Annotated in this window: 14 protein-coding genes and 1 pseudogene; 10 read left to right on the top strand and 5 right to left on the bottom strand. The window is 46.2% G+C overall.

Translation table 11 applies throughout. The annotated features are described in order from the left end of the window. Window positions 1–55 precede the first annotated feature (55 nt). The gene (locus Q0140_RS02765; RefSeq protein WP_297961580.1) at window positions 56–739 is read right to left on the bottom strand and encodes a hypothetical protein; all 684 of its coding nucleotides are present in this window, start codon (window positions 737–739) and stop codon (window positions 56–58) included. A gap of 685 nt (window positions 740–1,424) precedes the next feature. Continuing rightward, on the bottom strand, window positions 1,425–2,849 hold the full coding sequence (locus Q0140_RS02770) for an SPFH domain-containing protein (RefSeq protein WP_297922658.1): 1,425 nt from the start codon (window positions 2,847–2,849) through the stop codon (window positions 1,425–1,427). A 159-nt stretch (window positions 2,850–3,008) separates the two neighbouring features. On the opposite strand from Q0140_RS02770, the gene Q0140_RS02775 reads away from it, so the two are divergent. The 3 genes from Q0140_RS02775 (at window position 3,009) to Q0140_RS02785 (ending at window position 5,093) form a co-directional block, all read left to right on the top strand. Then, window positions 3,009–4,028 (top strand): ABC transporter substrate-binding protein, encoded by a 1,020-nt coding sequence (locus tag Q0140_RS02775; RefSeq protein ID WP_297961583.1) that lies wholly within the window; start codon window positions 3,009–3,011, stop codon window positions 4,026–4,028. Between the two features lie 501 nt (window positions 4,029–4,529). Then, the gene (locus Q0140_RS02780) at window positions 4,530–4,775 is read left to right on the top strand and encodes a hypothetical protein (protein ID WP_297961586.1); all 246 of its coding nucleotides are present in this window, start codon (window positions 4,530–4,532) and stop codon (window positions 4,773–4,775) included. A 9-nt stretch (window positions 4,776–4,784) separates the two neighbouring features. Beyond that, on the top strand, window positions 4,785–5,093 hold the full coding sequence (locus tag Q0140_RS02785; RefSeq protein ID WP_297961588.1) for an isoprenylcysteine carboxylmethyltransferase family protein: 309 nt from the start codon (window positions 4,785–4,787) through the stop codon (window positions 5,091–5,093). A 339-nt stretch (window positions 5,094–5,432) separates the two neighbouring features. On the opposite strand, the gene Q0140_RS02790 is transcribed toward Q0140_RS02785, so the two are convergent. Beyond that, window positions 5,433–6,815 carry an SH3 domain-containing C40 family peptidase gene (locus Q0140_RS02790; RefSeq protein ID WP_297961591.1) on the bottom strand — a complete coding sequence of 461 codons (1,383 nt, stop codon included), beginning with the start codon at window positions 6,813–6,815 and terminating at the stop codon, window positions 5,433–5,435. Window positions 6,816–6,871: 56 nt separating this feature from the next. Here Q0140_RS02790 and Q0140_RS02795 point away from each other — a divergent pair, with 56 nt between their 5' ends. Both Q0140_RS02795 and Q0140_RS02800 read left to right on the top strand, forming a co-directional pair. Then, window positions 6,872–8,209 carry an AAA family ATPase gene (locus tag Q0140_RS02795; RefSeq protein WP_297961594.1) on the top strand — a complete coding sequence of 446 codons (1,338 nt, stop codon included), beginning with the start codon at window positions 6,872–6,874 and terminating at the stop codon, window positions 8,207–8,209. Between the two features lie 8 nt (window positions 8,210–8,217). Continuing rightward, window positions 8,218–9,183, top strand: coding sequence for a DUF3137 domain-containing protein (locus Q0140_RS02800; protein ID WP_297961597.1), 966 nt, complete (start codon window positions 8,218–8,220; stop codon window positions 9,181–9,183). 46 nt (window positions 9,184–9,229) lie between these two features. Here the strand turns inward: Q0140_RS02800 and Q0140_RS02805 are convergent, their stop codons facing one another. Then, window positions 9,230–10,108, bottom strand: coding sequence for an aminotransferase class IV (locus tag Q0140_RS02805; protein WP_297961600.1), 879 nt, complete (start codon window positions 10,106–10,108; stop codon window positions 9,230–9,232). 83 nt (window positions 10,109–10,191) lie between these two features. Between Q0140_RS02805 and Q0140_RS02810 the strand changes: the two genes are divergently transcribed. From Q0140_RS02810 to Q0140_RS02830, 5 genes are all read left to right on the top strand, one after another. Then, window positions 10,192–10,695: a hypothetical protein gene (locus Q0140_RS02810; protein WP_291936850.1), complete on the top strand. Its 504-nt coding sequence runs from the start codon at window positions 10,192–10,194 to the stop codon at window positions 10,693–10,695. Between the two features lie 411 nt (window positions 10,696–11,106). Next, window positions 11,107–11,916, top strand: coding sequence for a transporter substrate-binding domain-containing protein (locus Q0140_RS02815; protein ID WP_297893824.1), 810 nt, complete (start codon window positions 11,107–11,109; stop codon window positions 11,914–11,916). A 94-nt stretch (window positions 11,917–12,010) separates the two neighbouring features. After that, a complete protein-coding gene (locus Q0140_RS02820) occupies window positions 12,011–12,817 on the top strand; it encodes a transporter substrate-binding domain-containing protein (protein WP_297961604.1) in 807 nt (268 codons plus the stop codon). A 101-nt stretch (window positions 12,818–12,918) separates the two neighbouring features. Beyond that, complete coding sequence (locus Q0140_RS02825) at window positions 12,919–13,722, top strand: transporter substrate-binding domain-containing protein (protein WP_297961607.1); 804 nt, start codon at window positions 12,919–12,921, stop codon at window positions 13,720–13,722. 576 nt (window positions 13,723–14,298) lie between these two features. Then, window positions 14,299–18,771, top strand: a complete 4,473-nt coding sequence (locus Q0140_RS02830; protein ID WP_297961610.1) for a hypothetical protein — start codon at window positions 14,299–14,301, stop codon at window positions 18,769–18,771. Between the two features lie 1,010 nt (window positions 18,772–19,781). Here Q0140_RS02830 and Q0140_RS02835 read toward each other — a convergent pair. Further along, window positions 19,782–19,904, bottom strand: a pseudogene (locus Q0140_RS02835) (methionine ABC transporter permease); the annotation flags it as partial.

The following is a 19,904-nucleotide window of genomic DNA, read 5'->3' on the forward strand; positions in this document are numbered from 1 at the left end:
ATTTCGCCGCTTGCAAGCGTCTAAATTTAGGCGCGAAATTTAGCAAATTTAAAGCTTAGAGCCGCTTTGCTTCGCGCATCCATTCGCGGTAGCGCTCGCGCGAAATTTTTATATTTTCATATCGCAAGGTATCCGCGCGAAAGCATTTTAGGCTCAGTTCATTACCCTCAAAGCCCGCAAAATCAGCCTGCTCGTAGATGTCGTAACCGCCCTGCATGCAGTCTAAAACGTCTACATATCTCTGCTCTTCGCTCATCGGCTCGGCAAAGCTCACCAAATGCACGCCGTTTGGAGCCGCCCAGTAGCAGCCGTCCACGGCCAGCGCGTCCCAACCCCGCAGATAGTGCACGCCGTCCCAAATGAAGCTCTCCTTGCCGTCTAGCCAGGCGTCCGGCACGAAGCGCATGATCTGCGCTGAGGCTAGATCAAGCACGCTGTAGCCGTATAGATCCTGGCGAAAAACGAGGTAAAATTTGCCGTCTGCGTGGCGGATCAGGCTAAAAAATTCCGCCCGATCGTCTATACAGCGCCAGCTTTTTATCTGCGTTTTGTGAGTATCAAACAGCGTGTATTCGCCGCCGCTAAAGCTTGTCGCGCCGAGCCTATATGCGTCCTTTACGATCTCATATCCGCCGCTTAAATTTATCGTTTGACGCCGGGTAAAATTTTGCCCCTCGAAAAGAGCTTCCGCCTGCTTGATGCGCGCTTGGTACTGCGCGGAATTTACGGCGTTTGCCATTATGCGCTCCTTAAAATTTTATGCGGGCGGGTTAAATTTTACACTGCCGCCAACGGCTCGCGCTTCTTAAATTTCATCCGAACCGAATAAATTTAGCCTCGCAGGCGGCAAAATTTGACCGATAAACGGCAAAGCTCAAGCATTCGGCGGCAACCTACAACTACTAAGTGCAATCCGTGAGCGCTATGCACCCGCGCCTAAATTTTGACCTCGACTTGCGAATTTCATAAAATTTACCCGCAGTTTCGGCGCCCTACCGATGTTTTGCGATACAGCGCCGCTTTAAATGCTCGCTCGAGAGAGTTTGAAATTTTACTGGCGTTTGAAATTCCATAGCATTTAAATTTCACGATATTTAAAATTCCGCGGCATTTTAAAATTTTACGACGTTTTAAATTCCATCGAAATTTAAAATTCCGCGAGTATTTGAAATTTCGCAACCTTTAAATTCCACTAGTGCCTTAAATTTATCTAAATGCGGACAGACAAACCGCCCGGACGAGCAGACCGCTCAAATTTGCTCGCCCGCGCTGTGTCGCTAGCCATTACTCAAAATTTACTCCCCAGAATTTTGCTCCTATCAAGAGCGCAATAATCTCGCCACCAGCTATTACTCAAATTTACTCTCGTCCGCAGCGCGGCTAGCGTATAAATTTAAAATTTTACTCGCCCGAGACTGCGACTATTACTCGGATTTATCCCCCTCCTTGGCGCCCGAAATTTTATCCAGCACCTTTTTGCCGACCTCGCTTTGATTTAGCGCTTCGAGCATCGCGGCTAGCTGCGTGCCGCCCTTGGCGCTTAAAATTTCGCCGAATTTACTCATCCCCTCGCCCACGCTACCTTCGTTTGCGATGATCTTAAGATCCGCCGCGCTTAGCGCCTTGGCCTGCTCTAGGCCGATGTCGCGGTTCGCTTCGATCTGTTTGATCGAAATGAGATAGGTCTGATAGCCCTGATTTTCGCCGATCTCGCGCGCGAGCTCGATCTGTGCGTTTACCGGCGCAAGCTCCTTCAGTCTAAGCGCCTCGGCCTCGGCAGAGCCTATCTTTAGCGTACCCTGCGCCTCTTTGTCCTTCATCTCCAAAAGCGCCGCGGCGGCGAGAAACTGCTTCTCTTTATCGCCCTGCGCTACTAAAATTTGATTTTCTTTGATCGCTTCGGCGTCGCGGATTTTGGCGTTTTTGCGCGCTTCGGCGTCGATCTCGATCTTGCGCTGCTCCTGCTCGGCTTTTACGATCTCCACTTGCTTTTTGATCTCGGCCTGCTTGACGTCGTTTACCCGCACGACCTCCATCGCCTTTTCCTGCGTGATCTTTTGCTGATCCTTGATGAGCTGCTCGGCCTGCTCCTTTGAGATCGCGACCTCCCGCTCGTTTTCGACGGTTTTAAGGCCTACCATCTTATTGGCTTCCTGCTGGCGCACTTCGGTTGCCTGCGCGGCTTCGATCTCGGCGATCTGGGCGAGCTTGGTGTTGTTTGCGACCTCGACGCGGCTTTCCTTTTCGATCTGGGATTTTTTCTTCTCCATGATGTTTAAGATGACCTTGCTGCCGCTGCTATCTCGGATATCCATCAGCTCGATGTTTTTGACGGGCTCGATACCCCAGTTTTGCAGCTGCGTCTTTACCGCCTTAGTAAAATCATCTCCGAGCTCGGAGCGGATCTGCAAGATATCCTCAAGCACGCGGCTCGAAAGGATCGAACGGATCGAGCCTTGAATGATATTCCTAAGCTGATTGTTAAGATCCTCAAAATTATTGACGCGTTGCGCGGCTAAATTTGAATCCATAATCCTAAAAAACGCCGTGATATCGACGACGAAAGGAAGCCTGCCCAGATCATACGCCTCGTAATCCTCGATCTTGATACTAAAGACTGAGACCGGCAAAATGATCTTCGTAACGCCCAGCACCGGCACCCAGCTTGGGAATTCATAATAGCTGTTGCCGTTACCGGTATCTTTGCCGTAGCTCGTCGTCTTGCGCGCGCTTTGGACGATATGCACTTCGTTCGTCTCCACAATACGCCTGAAAAACAGAGGCACGATGATAAAAAGCGCGATTAAAACCCCGACGGCGGCGCCTATCAAATATAAAATTTCACCCATTTTCTCTCCTTTAAAAATGCTAAATTTAAAATGGATTATATAAAAATTTACTTTGAAAAATAATAAATAATCGCGACGGCGGCAGTTAAAATTTACGGAATTTTAATGAGATTTTATGTAATATCGCAGCGTATATTTCAATACCTTTTAGGAGAAAAAATGAAAAAATTTTTACTACTGCTTTTGACGGGTGCGCTTTTTGCGAGCGCGGCAGAGCTTAGAACTATCAAGGATATGGACGGAGCCGAGGTCAAAATCCCCGCAAAAGTTGAGCGCATCGCGGCACTCTGGCACTCGAACAATCAAATTTTACTGGCCCTAGGAGGAGCGGACAAGATCGTCGCTACCACCGATAACATCAGCAAAAACGCATGGTTTCTTAAAATTTATCCGCGCCTAGCGCAGATCCCAGTACTGCTAAAAAATAACGACGTAAATTTAGAGGAGCTGATGAGCCGTAACCCCGACGTAGTCATCGTCTCAACCGCACTGGCAGGCGAAAATTTAGCTAAGCAGGGCTTTACCGTTTTAAAGGCAAGCTTTAGCGATTACGAGCAGATGAGGCGAAGCATCAGGATGTGCGGCGATATGCTAGGCGGCGACGCACCGCAAAGAGCGAAGGATCTGATCTCAAATTTAGATAAAAATATCGCTTTGGTTAGCGGCCGCACCGCAAATTTAAGCCCCGATAAGCGCCCGCGCGTCCTTCACATCGTAGGCGGAAGCGATCTTTTAAAGATCGACGGCAAGAACACGCTGATCGACTCGTGGATAGAGCTAGCCGGCGGAACGAATGCGATCACCGCCACGAAAGGCCCGATGAAAACCATCACCGCCGAGGAGATCATCGCTAGCAACCCGCAGATCATAATCGTGGGCGGCGATCACAACGAAGATGCGGTAGAGAAAATCAAATCCAGTCCGATCTACAGCGGCACGGATGCGGTCAAAAACGGGCGCGTTTACGGCAATCCGCGCGGGGTTTTCAACTGGGATCGATACGGCGCGGATACGGTACTTCAAATTTTATGGGCGGCGAAAACCATCCAGCCGGAGCTCTTTGCCGACATCGACGTAAAGGCCGAAACGAAGGCGTTTTATAAAAAATTTATGAATTACGAGCTAAGCGACGCGGAATTCGGATATATCTTAAAAGGACTCAATCCGGAGGGTAAATAAAACGCGGCACCAAACGAACGGCATCGGCGCTACACCTAGCAGGCAACATCTGTGCCGAATGCTCATCGTTTAGTAGGTGGCGGATACATCGGCACAGAATGTTTCATTGTGCGGCGGCACATCGGCGCCGAGCAGACTGCCTGTCCTATCTCGACACCGAATATACAAATCGTCAGTCATACGGGCGAGCGTCGATCGTATCGTCAAAACAAGCGCCGCTATCTCGCATTTTGGCGCGTTGAAGTGCGGATGCCGTCCACATAAAGCGCAGATCCCATCGTTGCTCGGCGCGTCGATACCTAAATGACGGCGTCGCTATCGTATTGCCTTACCGAAGCGACATCCCTAACGGGCGGCGTGCCGAGCAAAGAGCGCGCCGAATAAGCGGCGCGAGGCGGAGTAAAATTTAAATCCGCGGCGGGTGAAAAAGGACAAAGCAACGACAAGCAAACAAGGGCAAAATAAAGCTGCAAGATAAAATTTAAAGCAAAGGAAGCGGTCATGGAAATTTCATTTTTTACGACGCTTGAGCCTTCTCTAGCGGGCGCTTGGATACCCTCATTTGCGATGGTGCTGATACAGTTCGCGTATATGTTTATCTACAAAGAGGTCGGCAAGCGCGCCACCGATACCTCGTGGTACACGCTCGCGGACAAGCGAAATGCGATCATAAGCTCGCTGCTGCAAGTAGCGCTGCTTATTTTATCAGTGTTCGTGCCGCTTAAGACGGGCAGCGCGTGGTTTTGAATCGGAGCGGTGATTTATATAGCGGCTTTTGCGGGCTTCATCAAGGCGTTTTACGACTATGCGGCGACTCCTGCGGACAAGGCCGCACAAGGCGGCATCTACCGCCTATCGCGCAATCCGATGTATTTCTTTTATTTCCTCGGCATGGCTGGCGTTTGCGTCGCTTCGGCGTCGCTGTGGCTACTAATAGCGATAGTGCCCTTTGCCATATATAATCATCTCGTGGTTCTCGGCGAGGAGCGTTACTGCGAGCGAACCTACGGACAGGAATATCTAAAGTATAAACGCAAGACGCCGAGATATTTTTTGTTCTTTTAAGGGAGGCGGCGCGCGATTGAGCTTTAAAGCAGAAGCGTAAATTTAGATAACGCTTTAAAATTTTAACTAGACTTGCGGGCTAATTTTAAAATTTCGCTCAAAATTTTAAGGAATGCAAGATATAGGCTTAAATTTAGACTAAATTTAAGCCCGAAATTTTTAAATTTGCTCGCCGCCTAGGCTAAATTTAAAATGACACAGCACTTAAAACGCCATTTTAAATTTACGATTGCAGGCACTGCGGTGTCCGTCAAGTGCGTGAGACTCCATAAACAGCGAAATCAATTACGACAGCAGCTGCTAAGCAAAGCTCAATTCACGCTTAACCTGTATGTGCCGCTAATTTCCGCTCGCATACGCAGATAAGGCGCCCGGATCCTCAGGAGCGAACCGATCGTCCGAAATAGCGTCATCCTCACCCGAAAGCACGCTCATCGCGCTGATACGCGAGATTAGCAGGCGATCCTCGGCGATGTCCGCGCGATCCGAGCCGATAGTAAGCGACGTAATCACCGTGCGCCCGATGACCGCGCGCCCGCCATCCATCGTGCGAAGCCCCCAGATATCGTGCAGCACCGCAGGCTTGCCATCCACCTGCCCTACGTAGAGCATCACGTGGCCGGGCATATACAGCAGGGTTTTATACGCCACACCGTTTTTGCCGATGAGCTCGAGCTTTTCATCCGCGCTCATCCCCGCCAGCGAAAAACGCTCGCCGCGGCCCGATTGCGCCTTAGAATTTCGCGGCAGCCACAGCCCGAAATTCGCCAAAAAGTCTTTCGTCATAAGCGAGCAATCGCGAAGAAATTTATACCCGCCCCAGCCGTATTTCTGCCCGAGCAGGCTAGCGGCTACGATCTTTGAGTTTTGCTCATCAAGCGGCGCGGGCCAAAGCCTCGCATCATCCGCGCTAACGAAATATCTCTTGCTGCCAAACTGAGTTAAAATTTCGCCGCTAAATACGCTCCGTACGCCGAGCGTACCGCCAAGATCGCGTTCGCCGCTAAAATCATACGGCAGGATCGTACCGGTGCGCGCCCTAAAAAGCTCCGCGCCATTTTCGTCATAGACGGCGGCGCCGTCGCGCAGGATCGTTATAAATTTAGAATTTGCGTAGATATCCGCCTGCTGCGGGCTGATGCGCTTTATCGCATCGCTTCTTATCCAGCCCCACACGCCGTCGTTGCGCACGAACGCCCACGCGCCGTCCCTGCTGTAATGCGACAGCAGCAGCGGATAGCCCGCGCTCACGGCGGAATTTGCGGCGTAATCAAACGGCTCGCCCTCTCCCGGCTCGCTCGGATCGCCGAAAATCGGCAAGTCGCTTGGGATATTTCGCAGAAGCGCATTTTTTACCGTTATAGCGGGCTCGGATATTAGCCCGAACGCCTCTTCGTTCGCATTTATGCGGATGCTTTGATAGATCGCGTCGTTATATATCCTGCCTGCGGCGTCAAAGTGGCGCCCCTTGGCGTAATTAAGCCCCCAAAAAGTATCGATTCCCGCTTTAATAGGCGCATCATCAAACCAAATTTTAAAATAGCGGCTCTTAAACGCTTTTCCGCTTATGTTTTGCACCGACGCAGGAGCGGGCAGCCGCTCGCTGTTTTGAGCGTATTCAAGATCCAAAACAGCGGGATTTTCCGGGATAAATTTATGGACGGTTTTACCGCAACCTGCGAGAACCAAAGCTGCGAAGATGAGAGATACTAGTCGTTTCAAACAAAATGCCTTTTAAAAAATTTTGGCTATAATTTTGCCAAAAAATAGGAAAAAACTTGATAAATTTCATCATCCAAAAGCTAAAAGATCGCAATATTTTCATCACGGGCGGCGCAGGCGTGGGCAAAAGCTACGTAATAAAAGAGCTCATCGAAAACTACCGCGCTCGCGGCAAGCTCGTCATCGTGCTCGGCAGCACCGGCATCAGCGCCGTAGAGATCGGCGGCGTGACCGTGCATAGCTTCTTCCGCTTCGGCATTTGTAAAAACCACGAGGAGCTAAAGAGCTTCGATCGCAAACAAAGCGGCAAGCTAAGCGAGCTGCGAAAAATTTTAGCCCTCGCAGACCTCATCGTGATCGATGAAATTTCGATGATCGGCGCCGAGCTTTTCGAGATGATCTATCTTAGAATTTCAAATTCTAAATTTAACGGACGGCTGCTCGTTACGGGCGATTTTTATCAGCTTCCGCCGGTGCGCAAGGATGGCGAGAGCGCGCCGCGCGCGAGCCTATTTAGCGACTCGGATTACGCCTTCGGCTCGTATGCGTGGAGGCAGTGCGAGTTTTTTTACGTCGAGATGATAGGCTCCAAGCGCACCGCAGATGCGGCGCTATACCGCCTGCTTTGCGAGCTGCGGCTCGGCACCCCAAGCGAGCAGACGGCGGAGCTGATGCGATCTTTGATCATCGATGCCGCGCGAGCAGAACCAGATGCCACGATAATCTCGGGCCGAAACGCCGAAGTGGATGCGATAAATAGCGCCAGACTAGCCAAGCTTAATGCGCCGCAAAGCAGCTTTGAGGGCGTTTATGAAGCGCTGCAAAGCGGCGTGAGCGAGCAGAAAATTCAAAAATGGATCGCCTCGCTAAACACGCCGCAAAGTCTGACGCTAAAAGAAGGCGCAAAGGTGCTGTTTACCGCAAATAAAAGCGGCGAGTTTTTTAACGGCGAGCAAGGCGTCGTCGAAAAGATCGAAAAAAGCTCCGGCGACGAGATCGAAAGCGTGGTCGTAAAAAAGCCCTCTGGCATACTAAGCCGCGTGGGGCTGCAAACATACGAACTAAGCGAGATCGCCGCAAACGGCGCGGATGCCGAGCAGATCGTGCTGGCGCGGTATTATCAGTTCCCGCTCAAGCTCGCATACGCCATCACGATCCACAAATCCCAAGGCATGAGCATCCCGCAGCTCATCTGCGACATCGACAGGATCTTTGCCAAGGGGCAGCTCTACGTGGCGCTTTCGCGTGCGACGAGCCTTGCGGGGTTGGGCGTGATATATACGCGCCCAGAACCCTTGCTGCGGTATTTGCAGCGCAGCGCAAGCGCGGACGAAGCCGTGGTGAAATTTTATCAAGAGAACGAATTTTATAAAATTTCGGATCAAAAAATTTAAGGAAACGCATGCAGCTAGAAAGAGCGATAGCGCTAAGTAGAGCCAAACAGAAAAAGTGTATTTGCAAGGTAGTGATGATCTATGCCAAGATAGCATTTTTGTATCTGTTTCCGTTTATCATAATGTTTGCGATCGATGCGGTATTTAAAACAGACGATGATACGGATTACAAGATGATCGAAGTCTATCTTATCTACGCGGTGCTTTTGATTATTTATGTTGCTTGCATTTACGACGGCATTGCGGACGCCGCTTATAAATATAAACTATTTTACAAAAAAGTTTTGGTGCGCACGGCGATCTCGCAGGCGTATCCGCAGCTTACTTATTCGCCAGGCCGCGGCATAAGCGCGAAGGAATTCAGGCGAGCGGGAATCTTTGCAAACTCCGATTTTATCAGCGAAGATGAGATAAAAGGCGAATGGGATGGGGTAAAATTTAGCCTTAGCGAGGCGATTAGAATCAAAAAGAACTACGATCTGGGCATAGACAATACCTATGTGAAGCTAGCTTCGCTTGCGATGAGCTTATATGATGCGTATATGGATTTTAGCGGCAGCGTGCTGATATGCGAATTCGGCAAGAGATTTTACGCCAAAACCATCTTGGCGAGCCGCGAGCTAAATACAAAAATTTTAGGCGAGAAGGAGCTAATGGACAACGTCATTTTTAATAGCGAATTTCGCGTGTTTGCCGACGACAAGGTCGAAGCTCGATATCTATTGACGCCTGCGCTGATGGAGCGACTAAACGAGCTAAAGCGATACTACCATAAATTTAGTATAAGCGCGGCGTTTATGGATAATAAATTTTACCTATTTCTAAACGGCGCGCCGAATCGCTTCGAAACAGAGCTATTTAGCATACCTCCAACAACCGGAACGGCGTATGCTCATCAATACGAACTGGCTGAAATTTTAGAATTAGTAAGCGAGCTGGGTCACATAACCGGGGAGCTAGAAAGCAAAATTTAATCAGCCCGCATAGTTTAAATTTAACGGGCTAAATTTGACCGCCCTATTACAGTCCTGCTTCGGCTCTTAGCCGCGCGGCGTACATCTCGCGCAGGCGCGGTACGTATTTGCCGACCGTGCCGCCTCCGATCGCTCTGCCGTCTGCTTTTACGATCGGCAGCACCATCAGCGTCGCCGCACTGATAAAGGCTTCATCGGCTTCATAAACCTCGCTCATTCCAAACGCCCGCTGCTGCACGCTAAGCCCCGCCTGCTCGGCAAGACCCAAGATCACCTTGCGGCGGATGCCCGGCAGTATGTCGTTTGAAAGCGGCCGCGTGATAAGGACGTCATCTTTGATAATAAACGCACTGGAACTCGAACACTCGGTAACGAGCCCGTCCTCGATCAAAAAGCACTCATAAGCGCCCGCCTTGTGGGCCTCGTGCTTTAAGATGCACTGCGCTAAAAGCGAGATCGATTTTATATCGCGCCTGTGCCAGCGGATCTCGGGCAGGCTTACGATCTCGATCCCCTCTTTTGCGAGCGGATTATCAAAAATTTGCGTATGATAGACAAAAGCAAAGACGCTGGGCTCTATGCCGCGGACGTAGTCAAAATCGCGCATCGCCGCACCTCTTGTGATCTGGGTGTAGAAAGCGCCCTCGCTCACGCCACCCTGCGCGATGAGCTCATATAAAATTTCCTCATATTTTTCGCGAGAATACGGGATCTTTAGCTCGATCTGCGCGGCGCTGCGCTCAAAGCGCTCCCAAAAATCCGCCCTGTCGCAAATTTTAGAATTTACCACGGGCGCTACCTCATAAATGCCGTCTCCAAGCACGAAACCGCGATCAAAAGGGCTTATCGCAGCCTCTTTGGCCTTGCAAAATTTGCCGTTAATATAAACTATCTCATCGCCGCTCATTCCGCTGATTTCAAACATAATCGCTCCTTGAAATTTCGCGCTATTTTATCTTATAACAATTTAATTTAAGATATAATGCCGCAAAAATCGAAGGAGCTCCGATGGATAAATCAAATTTTAAAGATAGACTTTTAGATATTATGTTTCATGTATCGCATAAACCCGTGCTTTTCCGTGATCTGCTCGAAGCCAACGCCGAGTTTAACGACGGAATGCTCGTCGATCCTTCGAAGCTAAATTTTAAATTTAACTACGGCAAATCCTACGTGATCTTCGCTTGCTTCGCATTCGTCTGCGTTATGTTTTTGATAACGCTGACGCACGCGATGTTTGAAAAGATCGACTTTCACTTCTCCATTTTATTTACGATCATAGCGACGTCGGCGGTTTTTATCGGCTTTGATTGCTTTAAAGCGTGGGCTAGAAAAAAGCTAACCCACGAGCTCATCAAACGCGCTTGGGCGAACCATTTTCTCTACTTTCCTTACGAAAAATACAGCCGCATAGTCGAAAATATCTACAACGAAGCGCTCAAAAATGACGTGCCTAGACGCGAGCTAGAACAATACGTGCTAAGCAAAATCGTAGAAGTTGGCGAAAAATAGTTTTAAAATACCGCAAAATTCTATAACGCAAAAAAGCATTACGATCCAAGCAAATTTTAAAATTTTATTGCGAAATATGTGGCACGTGGGCAAGACGTAAAATTCCAGCTCGAAAAGCAAGCGGTATGATGTATAAATTCCAAATCAAATTATATGCCGGTGCTGCAAAAACTGCGCCGTAAATTACGATAGATAAATTTTAATTAAAGTCTATACTTTCCTGCGCGACATTTCGCTACGGCTAAATTTCACTTCATAAAATTTATCTATCGCTTCTTAAATTATAAATCTCGTTCGCTTACTACCGATTTAGCAATCCGTATTATGTAATTGAAGTTATGTTTAACTATTTTAGGGTAAAATCACGCAATATCTAAGGGATAATATTAAATTTTAAGAAAAGGATAGTTTATGAAGCTACTTTTTTGCATTATTTTTGCACTTTGCAGCAGTGTTTTTGCGGGCAGTTTGGAGCAGATCAGATCTGCCGGAGTCGTTAAAATCGGTGTTCGTGATGGTAGGCCACCTTTTAGTGATGAAAAAAGTGGTAATTTCGAAGGCTTTGAAATCAACCTTGCAGATGCTATAGCTAAGAGCATATTCGGTGATAAGCGCGGTAGAGTCGAGTTCGTCCCTTTAAATGCCAGCGATAGGATCTCTGCATTACAAAACGATAAGGTAGATCTTGCAGTCGCGACCATCACGATAACGCAAGATAGAAAAAGGCAAATCGACTTTTCTTATCCATATTTTTCGATGAGTTTGGGAGTTTTGACACGTAAAAGCGACGGCATCAAAAGTATAGACGATCTTTCAAACAAAAAGGTCCTAGTAGAGGGTAGCGGGACTACGGCAGAAAATTTTTTGTATAAAAATAAAATCCACAATCTAATCCATTGCTCCATTACTACCGAATGCTACGATATGCTTAAGCAAGGCAAAGCCGATGCTTACGTTAACGATAATCTCATCGTGCTAGCTTATTCCATTATCGACGACAACTTAGAAGTAGCAATCCAAAATCTAGGCAATCCGGAATTCTTAGGCATCGGGGTGCGCAAAGGCAATACTGAATTGCTTGATCTGATAAATAAAGAGCTTGTTACACTTAGTAAACAAGGCTTTTTCGAACGTTCTTATGATGAAACTTTCAAGCCATTTTATCAAGGCGCTGCAGATAAAAAATATTTCTTACTAGATGGGCTCTATGCCATATTTTAGGACGGAATTTAGCAGTGTTTTATCTAACGCCTTCGACTAAAACATCATTTATTATAAGCGGATAATATGCGAAATCCCATTTTAAGGACATAAAATGAAACTACTTTTTATAGCGGTTCTATTTTGTGCGGCGCTTTTTGCCGATAGCCTAGATCAAATCAGACAAAACGGCGTCATTCGCATCGGAGTGCGCGACGATCATCCGCCGCTTTGCGAGTCTAGCAGCGACAAATTTGAAGGATTTGAGATTGATCTTGCAAACGCTATTGCTAAAGAAATTTTCGGCAAAAAAGAGGGCAAAATCGAGTTCATCCCGTTAAGCGTAAATGATAGAATTCCATTTTTAGAGGCAAATAAGCTTGATTTGGTGATCGGTCTATTTAGCATCACCAACGAACGAAAAAGAAAGATCGATTTCTCCCTCCCCTACCTCTCCGTAAATTTGGGCGTATTAACGCGCAAAGCCGACGCTTTTACCGATATCGCGCAGCTTCATGATAAAAAGATCGTATTCGAAGGCGATGCGACAGTAGCCGAGAAATTTTTCAAAACCAAGGGATTTAAAAATTTAGGCCATTGCGCTTCGGCTAAGGAATGCTACGAAATGATTCGAAATGGCGATGCGGACGGCTATATAAACGACAATCTCATCGTGCTTGCATATTCCGTCATCGATGATACTTTAGAGGTGCCGTTTAAAAACCTAGGCCCTAGCGATTTCATCGGCATCGGCGTGCAGAAAGACAACAAAGAACTACTTGATTTCGTCAATGCAGAGCTCATCAAGCTGAGCAAAGAGGGCTTTTTCAAAAAGGCCTACGAGCAGAGCTTTGATCCATTCTATCGCGGTACGGCAGATAAGAAGTATTTTCTGCTAGACGGAATTTATAATATGCTCTAAGAGCTTGCTTTAAATTTTTAAGTCCGGCTTTTAGAATTTTAATAAATAAAATTTCCTGCTTCGTTTGAAGGCGGAAAAGAGATTAAATTTAAGGATTTGCCATGAAATTGCTTCTTGCAATGTTGCTACCATTTATCGTTGCTTTTGCCGATAGTCTGGAACAGATCAGATCAAAAGGCGTCGTTCGCATCGGCGTTTACGACGGACAGCCTCCTTTTAGTGAGCTAAACGATGGAATTTTTGAGGGTTTTGAAGTTACGATGGCACAGGCCATAGCAAATGATCTTTTCGGCGAAAAAGGCGGCAGAATCGAACTTGTGCCGATGAAGGTCGAGGATAGAATTCCAGCATTAGTAAACAACCGCGTAGATATCGTCATCGCTACGATTACCATTACGCCTGAACGCGCGCAGCAGATCGATTTTTCAACACCGTATTTTTCAGTAAATCTTGGAGTTTTAACCCGCAAAGCCGATAGAATAAAATCCTTAGCCGATCTGAAAGAGAAGAGAATTTTGCTCGAAAGCGGCGGTACAGGCGAGGCATTTTTTAAACAAGAAGGCTTTGGAAATTTTACATTTTGCAAGATCGCCAGAGAGTGCTACCGCATGCTAAAAGACGGCGACGTGGACGCCTACGCGACCGATAATCTAATCGCAATGGCATATCCGGTAGTCGATAGCGAGGTAGAAGTACCGCTTAAAACTCTAGGCAAGCCCGATTTTATGGGTATTGGTGTGCAGAAGGGCAATAAAGAGCTACTGGATTTCGTCAATGCAGAGCTTATAAAGCTAAGTAAAGAAGGCTTTTTTGAAAAGGCATACGAGGGAACTTTTAATCCATTTTATCACGGCGCTGCGGATAAAAGATATTTCTTGCTAGATGGAATTTACAGCTTCTTGTAGGATTTGCGGCTTATTTTAAAATTTATCACGCAAGATTTATCGCGTAAATTCTATCTCCTGCTCGCCATACTTTAGCTCTTGCGGCAGGGATCACGTAAAATTTTATCGCACAATCTTACTAGTTTAAATTTTTCAAAAAAGCATTTTTGCAGGCAAAACGGCATTTATATAAAATTCCGCTCGTTTAAAATTTATCTTGCATAAATTCTACGTAGGTTTTGCAGCGCGCAGACTTTTGTTTCGTCCTTTTAAAATTTATCCTGCATAAATTTTACCGCAGCTTGAAATTGCCAGAATTAATTTAGCTCAGATTTTTCTTGTTTCAAATTTTACTCAGAATCTCTTTACTAAGATTTTTTTACCACTTGCAATCCGCTCAAAATGTCCCCCCTAAAAAAGGGTTAAATTTTGCAGTCAAGAATTTATTCTGCGCAAAGAGTAAATTTTTACTACTTGAAATTACAAACGCAGCTCCCTCTGCCAAAGACCAACCAGTGCTTCTTTAAATTTCATATTGCAAACTGATCTATTTTTATGTATAATCGCAAACTTTACGAATTTCAAAGGATCAAATATATGAAAAAATCCATCTGCTCCTCTATGCTTAGCCTCGCAGCGGTGCTCGCACTAGCGCCCGCACAAGCGCTTTGCAACGCAGATTCTAATCCGCCGCTTATCCACACCCACAATAACCTCTATTCGGCGGGATTTAGCGGCAATACTAGCGGCAGCGGTAGCACCAGCCCGAACGGCAATATTACGACGATTATGGGCGTTGCAAGTGGCGGGACGGATTATTCTGGCAGCGTGATTTACGGCGGAGGAAGCGGCGATGGGATCGCTGGCTTTACTGAGTTAAACTCCGCCTCCAACAATAGACTTACGATTAGAGGCGCAAACGCTTACGTGGGTATCGCAATAGGCGCCGAAGCCAAGGGCGTATCTGATAATTACGTGAGCTTAGAAAACGGCTCTAAGGTAAATTTGGTCGTGGGCGGGCAAGGCATAGCGGCGTCTAAAACAGGTAACGAAGGCGAAGCGACGCGGAATCAGGTTTTTGTAAAATACGGCGCCGAAATTACGGGAAATGCCGATAACTTCGGCGGTAGCTCAAATAGACATTATAATATCATCGGCGGCAGAAGCGGAGCGGACAAAAAAGCCTCCTCTAACGCCGTAACGATCGACGGAGGCACTATCGGCAACGGCTCCGTTACGAATGTAATCGTGGGCGGTATAGTAAGCGGCGGCGGCGATGCCGTATCAAATAGAATAACTATCAAAGGCGGCACGTTTAGAGGAGGCTTTGATATATTCGGCGCGCAATCCTCCACAGGGCAAAGTAACTCTAATAGAGTCAATATAACGGCGCCTTATTACGGCGGCACAAGCACTATTACTTTAAGCGGTAGTGGTAGAATTTGGGGTGCAGCAGGCGGAAGCGGAAACTCTAGCGCAAACTCCGTATCCATAAGCGCAAAGCTAAAAGCGCAAAATTACCAAGTAGTAGGCGGTCAAGCAAATAGCGCTAGCGTAATGAGCGCAAATCGCGTAGAGATCAATAACGACGATGCGATCGTAGGCAGCGTCACGGGCTCTTTGGGCGGCGCTTCAAGCTCACGAAGCGTAATTGATATTTACAAAGGTACCGTAAAGGGCGATGTTGCAGCAGCAAACGGCATCGTAGGCGAATCGGACGGCGATAGAGTTACTCTAGGGGCATTCGACTCCAACAAAGGCGTGCACATCGGAGGCAATGTCTATGGCGCACGTGCAGGAAGCGTCAAAAACGCAGTCGTTTATATCAATAAAGAAAGAACGACGATAGCAGGAGACGTCTTTGCGGGCTACGCTACAAGCGGCAGCGTCGAGAATAGCAACGTAAATTTTAGAGGCGGCACGATAAGCGGTACAATCTACGGCAGCAATAAGCCTACGGATAAAACTAATACCTTACATATAGAAAATTGGGTCGGCGGCGGCATTAAAAAAGCTAAAGACATTAAAAATTTCGGCTCTATAAATTTTCATGATCTATATTCCACTACCCAAGCCGATGCGCCGCTTACTCTAACCACTAATGGCAATACGAATTTAAACGGCACAAAGATAGAGGGTATAAAATCAGATCTTGGCGAAGGAAAGTACTATCTGATCCACAACTCTGGCGGCGGCACGATCACCAGAGCCGCACAAACCGTGCAAGATAATCAAATTTACACGATTACCGACAAAGATCACTATCAAATCACCGGCACCACGATCGAGGTCGAAAACAGTAAGAATTTAATCATGCAGAAAGGCACATTAACTCGTTCTTGGATAGATCCCAACTTCGATCAAAGCGAGCTAATGCAAAATCAAAATTCTAACAAGGCCGCAGGCGCCACTGAGTTATTCGGCAATAAAGGAAACACCGTAATGGTAAAGGAGAATGCAGGCAATCTAGGCGGCAAAAACATAAGCTCGGGCAGAGACGACGCTACCGACGGAAGCAACAGCGTCCACGACAACCACACCAAGATCAATGGCGGAAGCAACATAGGCGAGATCGATGGCGGATATTCAAATTCCGCTACCCCGCAAGAAATTTATAATAACCATGTAACTTTCGAAGCAAGCGGAATAGACGTGGGGTACGTAAATGCGGGCATCACTCATAGCATTAGCGGCGGCGGAAACGTCCACGATAATAGCGTAACTACGAATGCTACGATAATCCACAATAGCATTTACGGCGGCAATACTAGCAACGGAGAAGCCAAATCCAATATCGTAACGATAAACAACGGCAGCGTAGGAGCAATGGCGGTAGGCGGCAAGGGAAACAGCGCGATTTCCAACACTATCACTCTCAACTCGGTAAACGTAGGCGGAAGCGTATACGGCGGAAAGGCTAGCGGCACCGCCTCCTCCAACACTGTAAATTTAAACGGCAACACGCAAGTTGCTGGCAACGTCTACGCGGCGGAAGCCGCTAGCGGCAGCAACAACGTAGTAAATTTCAGAAGCGGCAGTGTAGCGGGCACGTTATACGGAGTATCTAGCGCAAACGCTAGCAATTCGGGCAATAGCCTAAATATCCTATCTTCAAACTCCGGCAATGGCCTAAATGCAGGGAATTTTGCAAATTTCAATAAATTGGAATTTAACCTAGCCTCCCTTAGTGAGATTGAAAACGACGCTTCGTCTAGTACCAAAAGAGCTTTAAGCCTAACCGGCTCCGGCAATACTGATCTAAGCGGTACCGATATATTCGTAAACTCCGCAAGCGAATTTAACGCTTTAAACAATGCAAGCTATCCAGATGGCGATAATAAGAAATACACACTTGCCTATAAAAGCGGAGGCGGTAAATTTACCGGATATGATCCACGCTTTAAAGACAAGGGCTACGTAACTCAACTAAATAAAAACTATGTCATAAAAGATGCCAATACCTTTAGCAGAAACATAGGTGGTATGCATATAAGCGAGGATGAGCGGGAGCTTTATATCCAAAAGCTTATTAAGACTAACGAGAGCATAAATGGAGACTTTGATGCGGATGAGCTGCAGAAGTATCTTGGTGCCGGCGGTCTTAACGGAAATAACATAGATATAGGTAAAGCGGGGGAGGATAAGAATTTTAACGCTAGAAATATCAACGCAGCAGGCGCAAACAATACGTTAAATTTCATCAGCGGTCATAATGTAGGCGTAATAAGCGCAAGCGGTGGCGGCAACACCCTTAACATAGGAGCTAGCAATAGCTCTCCTGCGGTAGTAAATTCCTTAAGCGCTAAAAATATTAGCGGTTTTGACAGGTTAAATTTCTTCCTTCCTAGCTCTATTAGAGCAGGCGATAGTGTGCTTACCCTAAGCGACCCTACTGCCAATACCGATCTAAGCAACGTAAGCAATATCACGGCTTATATAAGCGGAGTAAGCGGTCCGATTAATCCAAGCAGCGAGATTCATCTAATCAATAAGCAAGGAAGCGGCAGCCTTATAACTCCTAACGCAGCCAATATGCATGCAACGCTAAATGTAGGAGTAAGCCTAAGCTATAGCCCTAAAATTTATCAAAGCGGCAATTATCTAAATTTAGGATTCGATGTTTCCTCGGCTCCTAGCGCGCGCGTAAGCTCTAATACCAAATCCTTCGCAGAAACCCGTGCTGCAAGCTTAGCTAGCCTAAAGAGCGGAAGCGAGTTAATCACCAACTACCTAGATAAGCTAATACCGGATGGGCATTTAGAGCTATTTCCTTTTGCTATAAGCGAAGCTTATGATCTAAGGTATGAGACGGGCTCGCACGTAAATTCTAAAGGCTATGGCGTTGCAGCAGGACTTGCCAGCTTGACTGAGAATTTCGCAGGAGATATCTTAAGCGGAGTATTCGTAGAATATGGAAAAGCCAACTATGATAGCTACTTAGATAGCGGTCTACATGCAGACGGAGATAGCGAGTATATAGGCGGAGGCTTGATGCTAAAGCAAAACTTTACTAGTGGTACCTACCTGGATGCAAGCTTTCACGTAGGTAAGATAAGCAGCGACTACAATAGTAACGACTGGACCTATGCCATAGCTCCTGGAGTATTAGCTCATAATGAGAAGTTTGATATTAGCTCAACCTATATGGCTACTCATATAGGAATAGGTCAGATCTTTGATCTAAGCCAAAGTAACAAGTTAGACGTTTATACTAAATGGCTATATGCTTACACGGATGATGCAGATGCTACTATAAGCTCTGGCGAGAGATATCACTTTGATAGCGTTACATCTAATAGGCTAAGAGCGGGTCTTAGAGATACTATAAATCTAAAAGATGAGCATAACCTATATGTAGGAGGCGCTTATGAGTATGAGTTTAGCGGGGATGCTAAAGCATCTACTATGGGACTTGACGCTCCTAAGCCTAGCCTAAAAGGCTCAACCGGAGTATTTGAAGCCGGCTATAAATACGATAGCAAAAACCTTATCTTTAGCCTAGGAGGCAAGGGCTACGTAGGCAAAACAAGAGGTGCGGCTATCAATGCAGGGTTTGAGATTATGTTTTAAATTTTAAGGGGCAAGCAAGCCCTAGCTTGCACATCTATAAAATTTCAGATCCTATACTTAAAATTTCAGGGGCGGGAGATTTCTCGCCCCTTTTTAAATTTAGATGCTACGCACTAGATAAATTTCATAGATTCGCTCTTATGCGATAACGATCTTATTAAATGCGCCGTATCCGCCCGCATAAAATTTTACCGCAAGCGGTGCAAGATAATTCATAAAATTCTACGCCGCTTTAAAATTCTGCGATACGAAAGAATTTAGGCTCAATTCGCAGAGGAATTTCATAGTCTGCCTTATCTTTAAAGAACTGGCGTAATCTTAGGTTCTTTTGCCAAAGCCAAAAAAGCTTGTCAAAGCAGCAATACCATCATTATTGGCTTTATTGCTAAGGCCGGTGCCTTTTATTTATATCCTGCGCTTTATATTTTAAAAGTGAAGCTACGAAATTTCGAAGTAAAAGTGAAATTATATAAGAAAGATCTTGCAAAACTTAAAATTATAAAATTTTAAAACTGCTTGTCTTAGAATTTATAAGCAAAATTTCGTAAGGTCTAAAATTTTAAAATTCCGTGCCTTAGAATTTCAAATTTCAACTTACACTTTTCATTAAGGTTTGGGCTAAATTTTAAATTTTAGGCAATTAAATTTTAAAATTCTGCGCCTAAATCTTGCCTGTGAATTTTAAAATTACTCAGCGCAGTTTTGATCGTTCGCTTCAAAGATGCGACCTGTTATAAAAATAAAGCTTACTCTACGCGAAACAAGTCTTGGCTCGAGCTTTGCTTTAGCTACACAAAGCCTAAAATTTAAACCTTGACGGCAGGTAAATCTAACTGCTCGCGATTATAGAATTTTAAGCGGTATTCATAGCGTTGCAAACCTACATTTTTATAATTTTATAGTTTGGTAAACGGGTTATACAAACGAACGATCTATAGTTTAAGATCTACTTTTCGCAATTTTATACTAATAGAAAATATTTGATATCTCGTTAAGCTATGGGTTTGAGCCTACTTTTTCGTAATTTTATAGAGTAAATTTCCGATGCTTTGGATGATCTGCACGAGTACGATCAGAATCACGACAGTGTATGCCATTATATCGGGGCGAAAGCGCTGAAAGCCGTAGCGGAT

The sequence above is a fragment of the uncultured Campylobacter sp. genome, from assembly GCF_938045405.1.
Taxonomy (GTDB): Bacteria; Campylobacterota; Campylobacteria; order Campylobacterales; family Campylobacteraceae; genus Campylobacter_B.

Bases quoted from the DNA above. Each gene is read 5' to 3' on its own strand.
- Q0140_RS02765 (WP_297961580.1), bottom strand. From the start codon at position 739: ATGGCAAACGCCGTAAATTCCGCGCAGTACCAAGCGCGCATCAAGCAG.
- Q0140_RS02770 (WP_297922658.1), bottom strand. From the start codon at position 2,849: ATGGGTGAAATTTTATATTTGATAGGCGCCGCCGTCGGGGTTTTAATC.
- Q0140_RS02775 (WP_297961583.1), top strand. From the start codon at position 3,009: ATGAAAAAATTTTTACTACTGCTTTTGACGGGTGCGCTTTTTGCGAGC.
- Q0140_RS02780 (WP_297961586.1), top strand. From the start codon at position 4,530: ATGGAAATTTCATTTTTTACGACGCTTGAGCCTTCTCTAGCGGGCGCT.
- Q0140_RS02800 (WP_297961597.1), top strand. From the start codon at position 8,218: ATGCAGCTAGAAAGAGCGATAGCGCTAAGTAGAGCCAAACAGAAAAAG.
- Q0140_RS02805 (WP_297961600.1), bottom strand. From the start codon at position 10,108: ATGTTTGAAATCAGCGGAATGAGCGGCGATGAGATAGTTTATATTAAC.
- Q0140_RS02810 (WP_291936850.1), top strand. From the start codon at position 10,192: ATGGATAAATCAAATTTTAAAGATAGACTTTTAGATATTATGTTTCAT.
- Q0140_RS02815 (WP_297893824.1), top strand. From the start codon at position 11,107: ATGAAGCTACTTTTTTGCATTATTTTTGCACTTTGCAGCAGTGTTTTT.
- Q0140_RS02820 (WP_297961604.1), top strand. From the start codon at position 12,011: ATGAAACTACTTTTTATAGCGGTTCTATTTTGTGCGGCGCTTTTTGCC.
- Q0140_RS02825 (WP_297961607.1), top strand. From the start codon at position 12,919: ATGAAATTGCTTCTTGCAATGTTGCTACCATTTATCGTTGCTTTTGCC.
- Q0140_RS02830 (WP_297961610.1), top strand. From the start codon at position 14,299: ATGAAAAAATCCATCTGCTCCTCTATGCTTAGCCTCGCAGCGGTGCTC.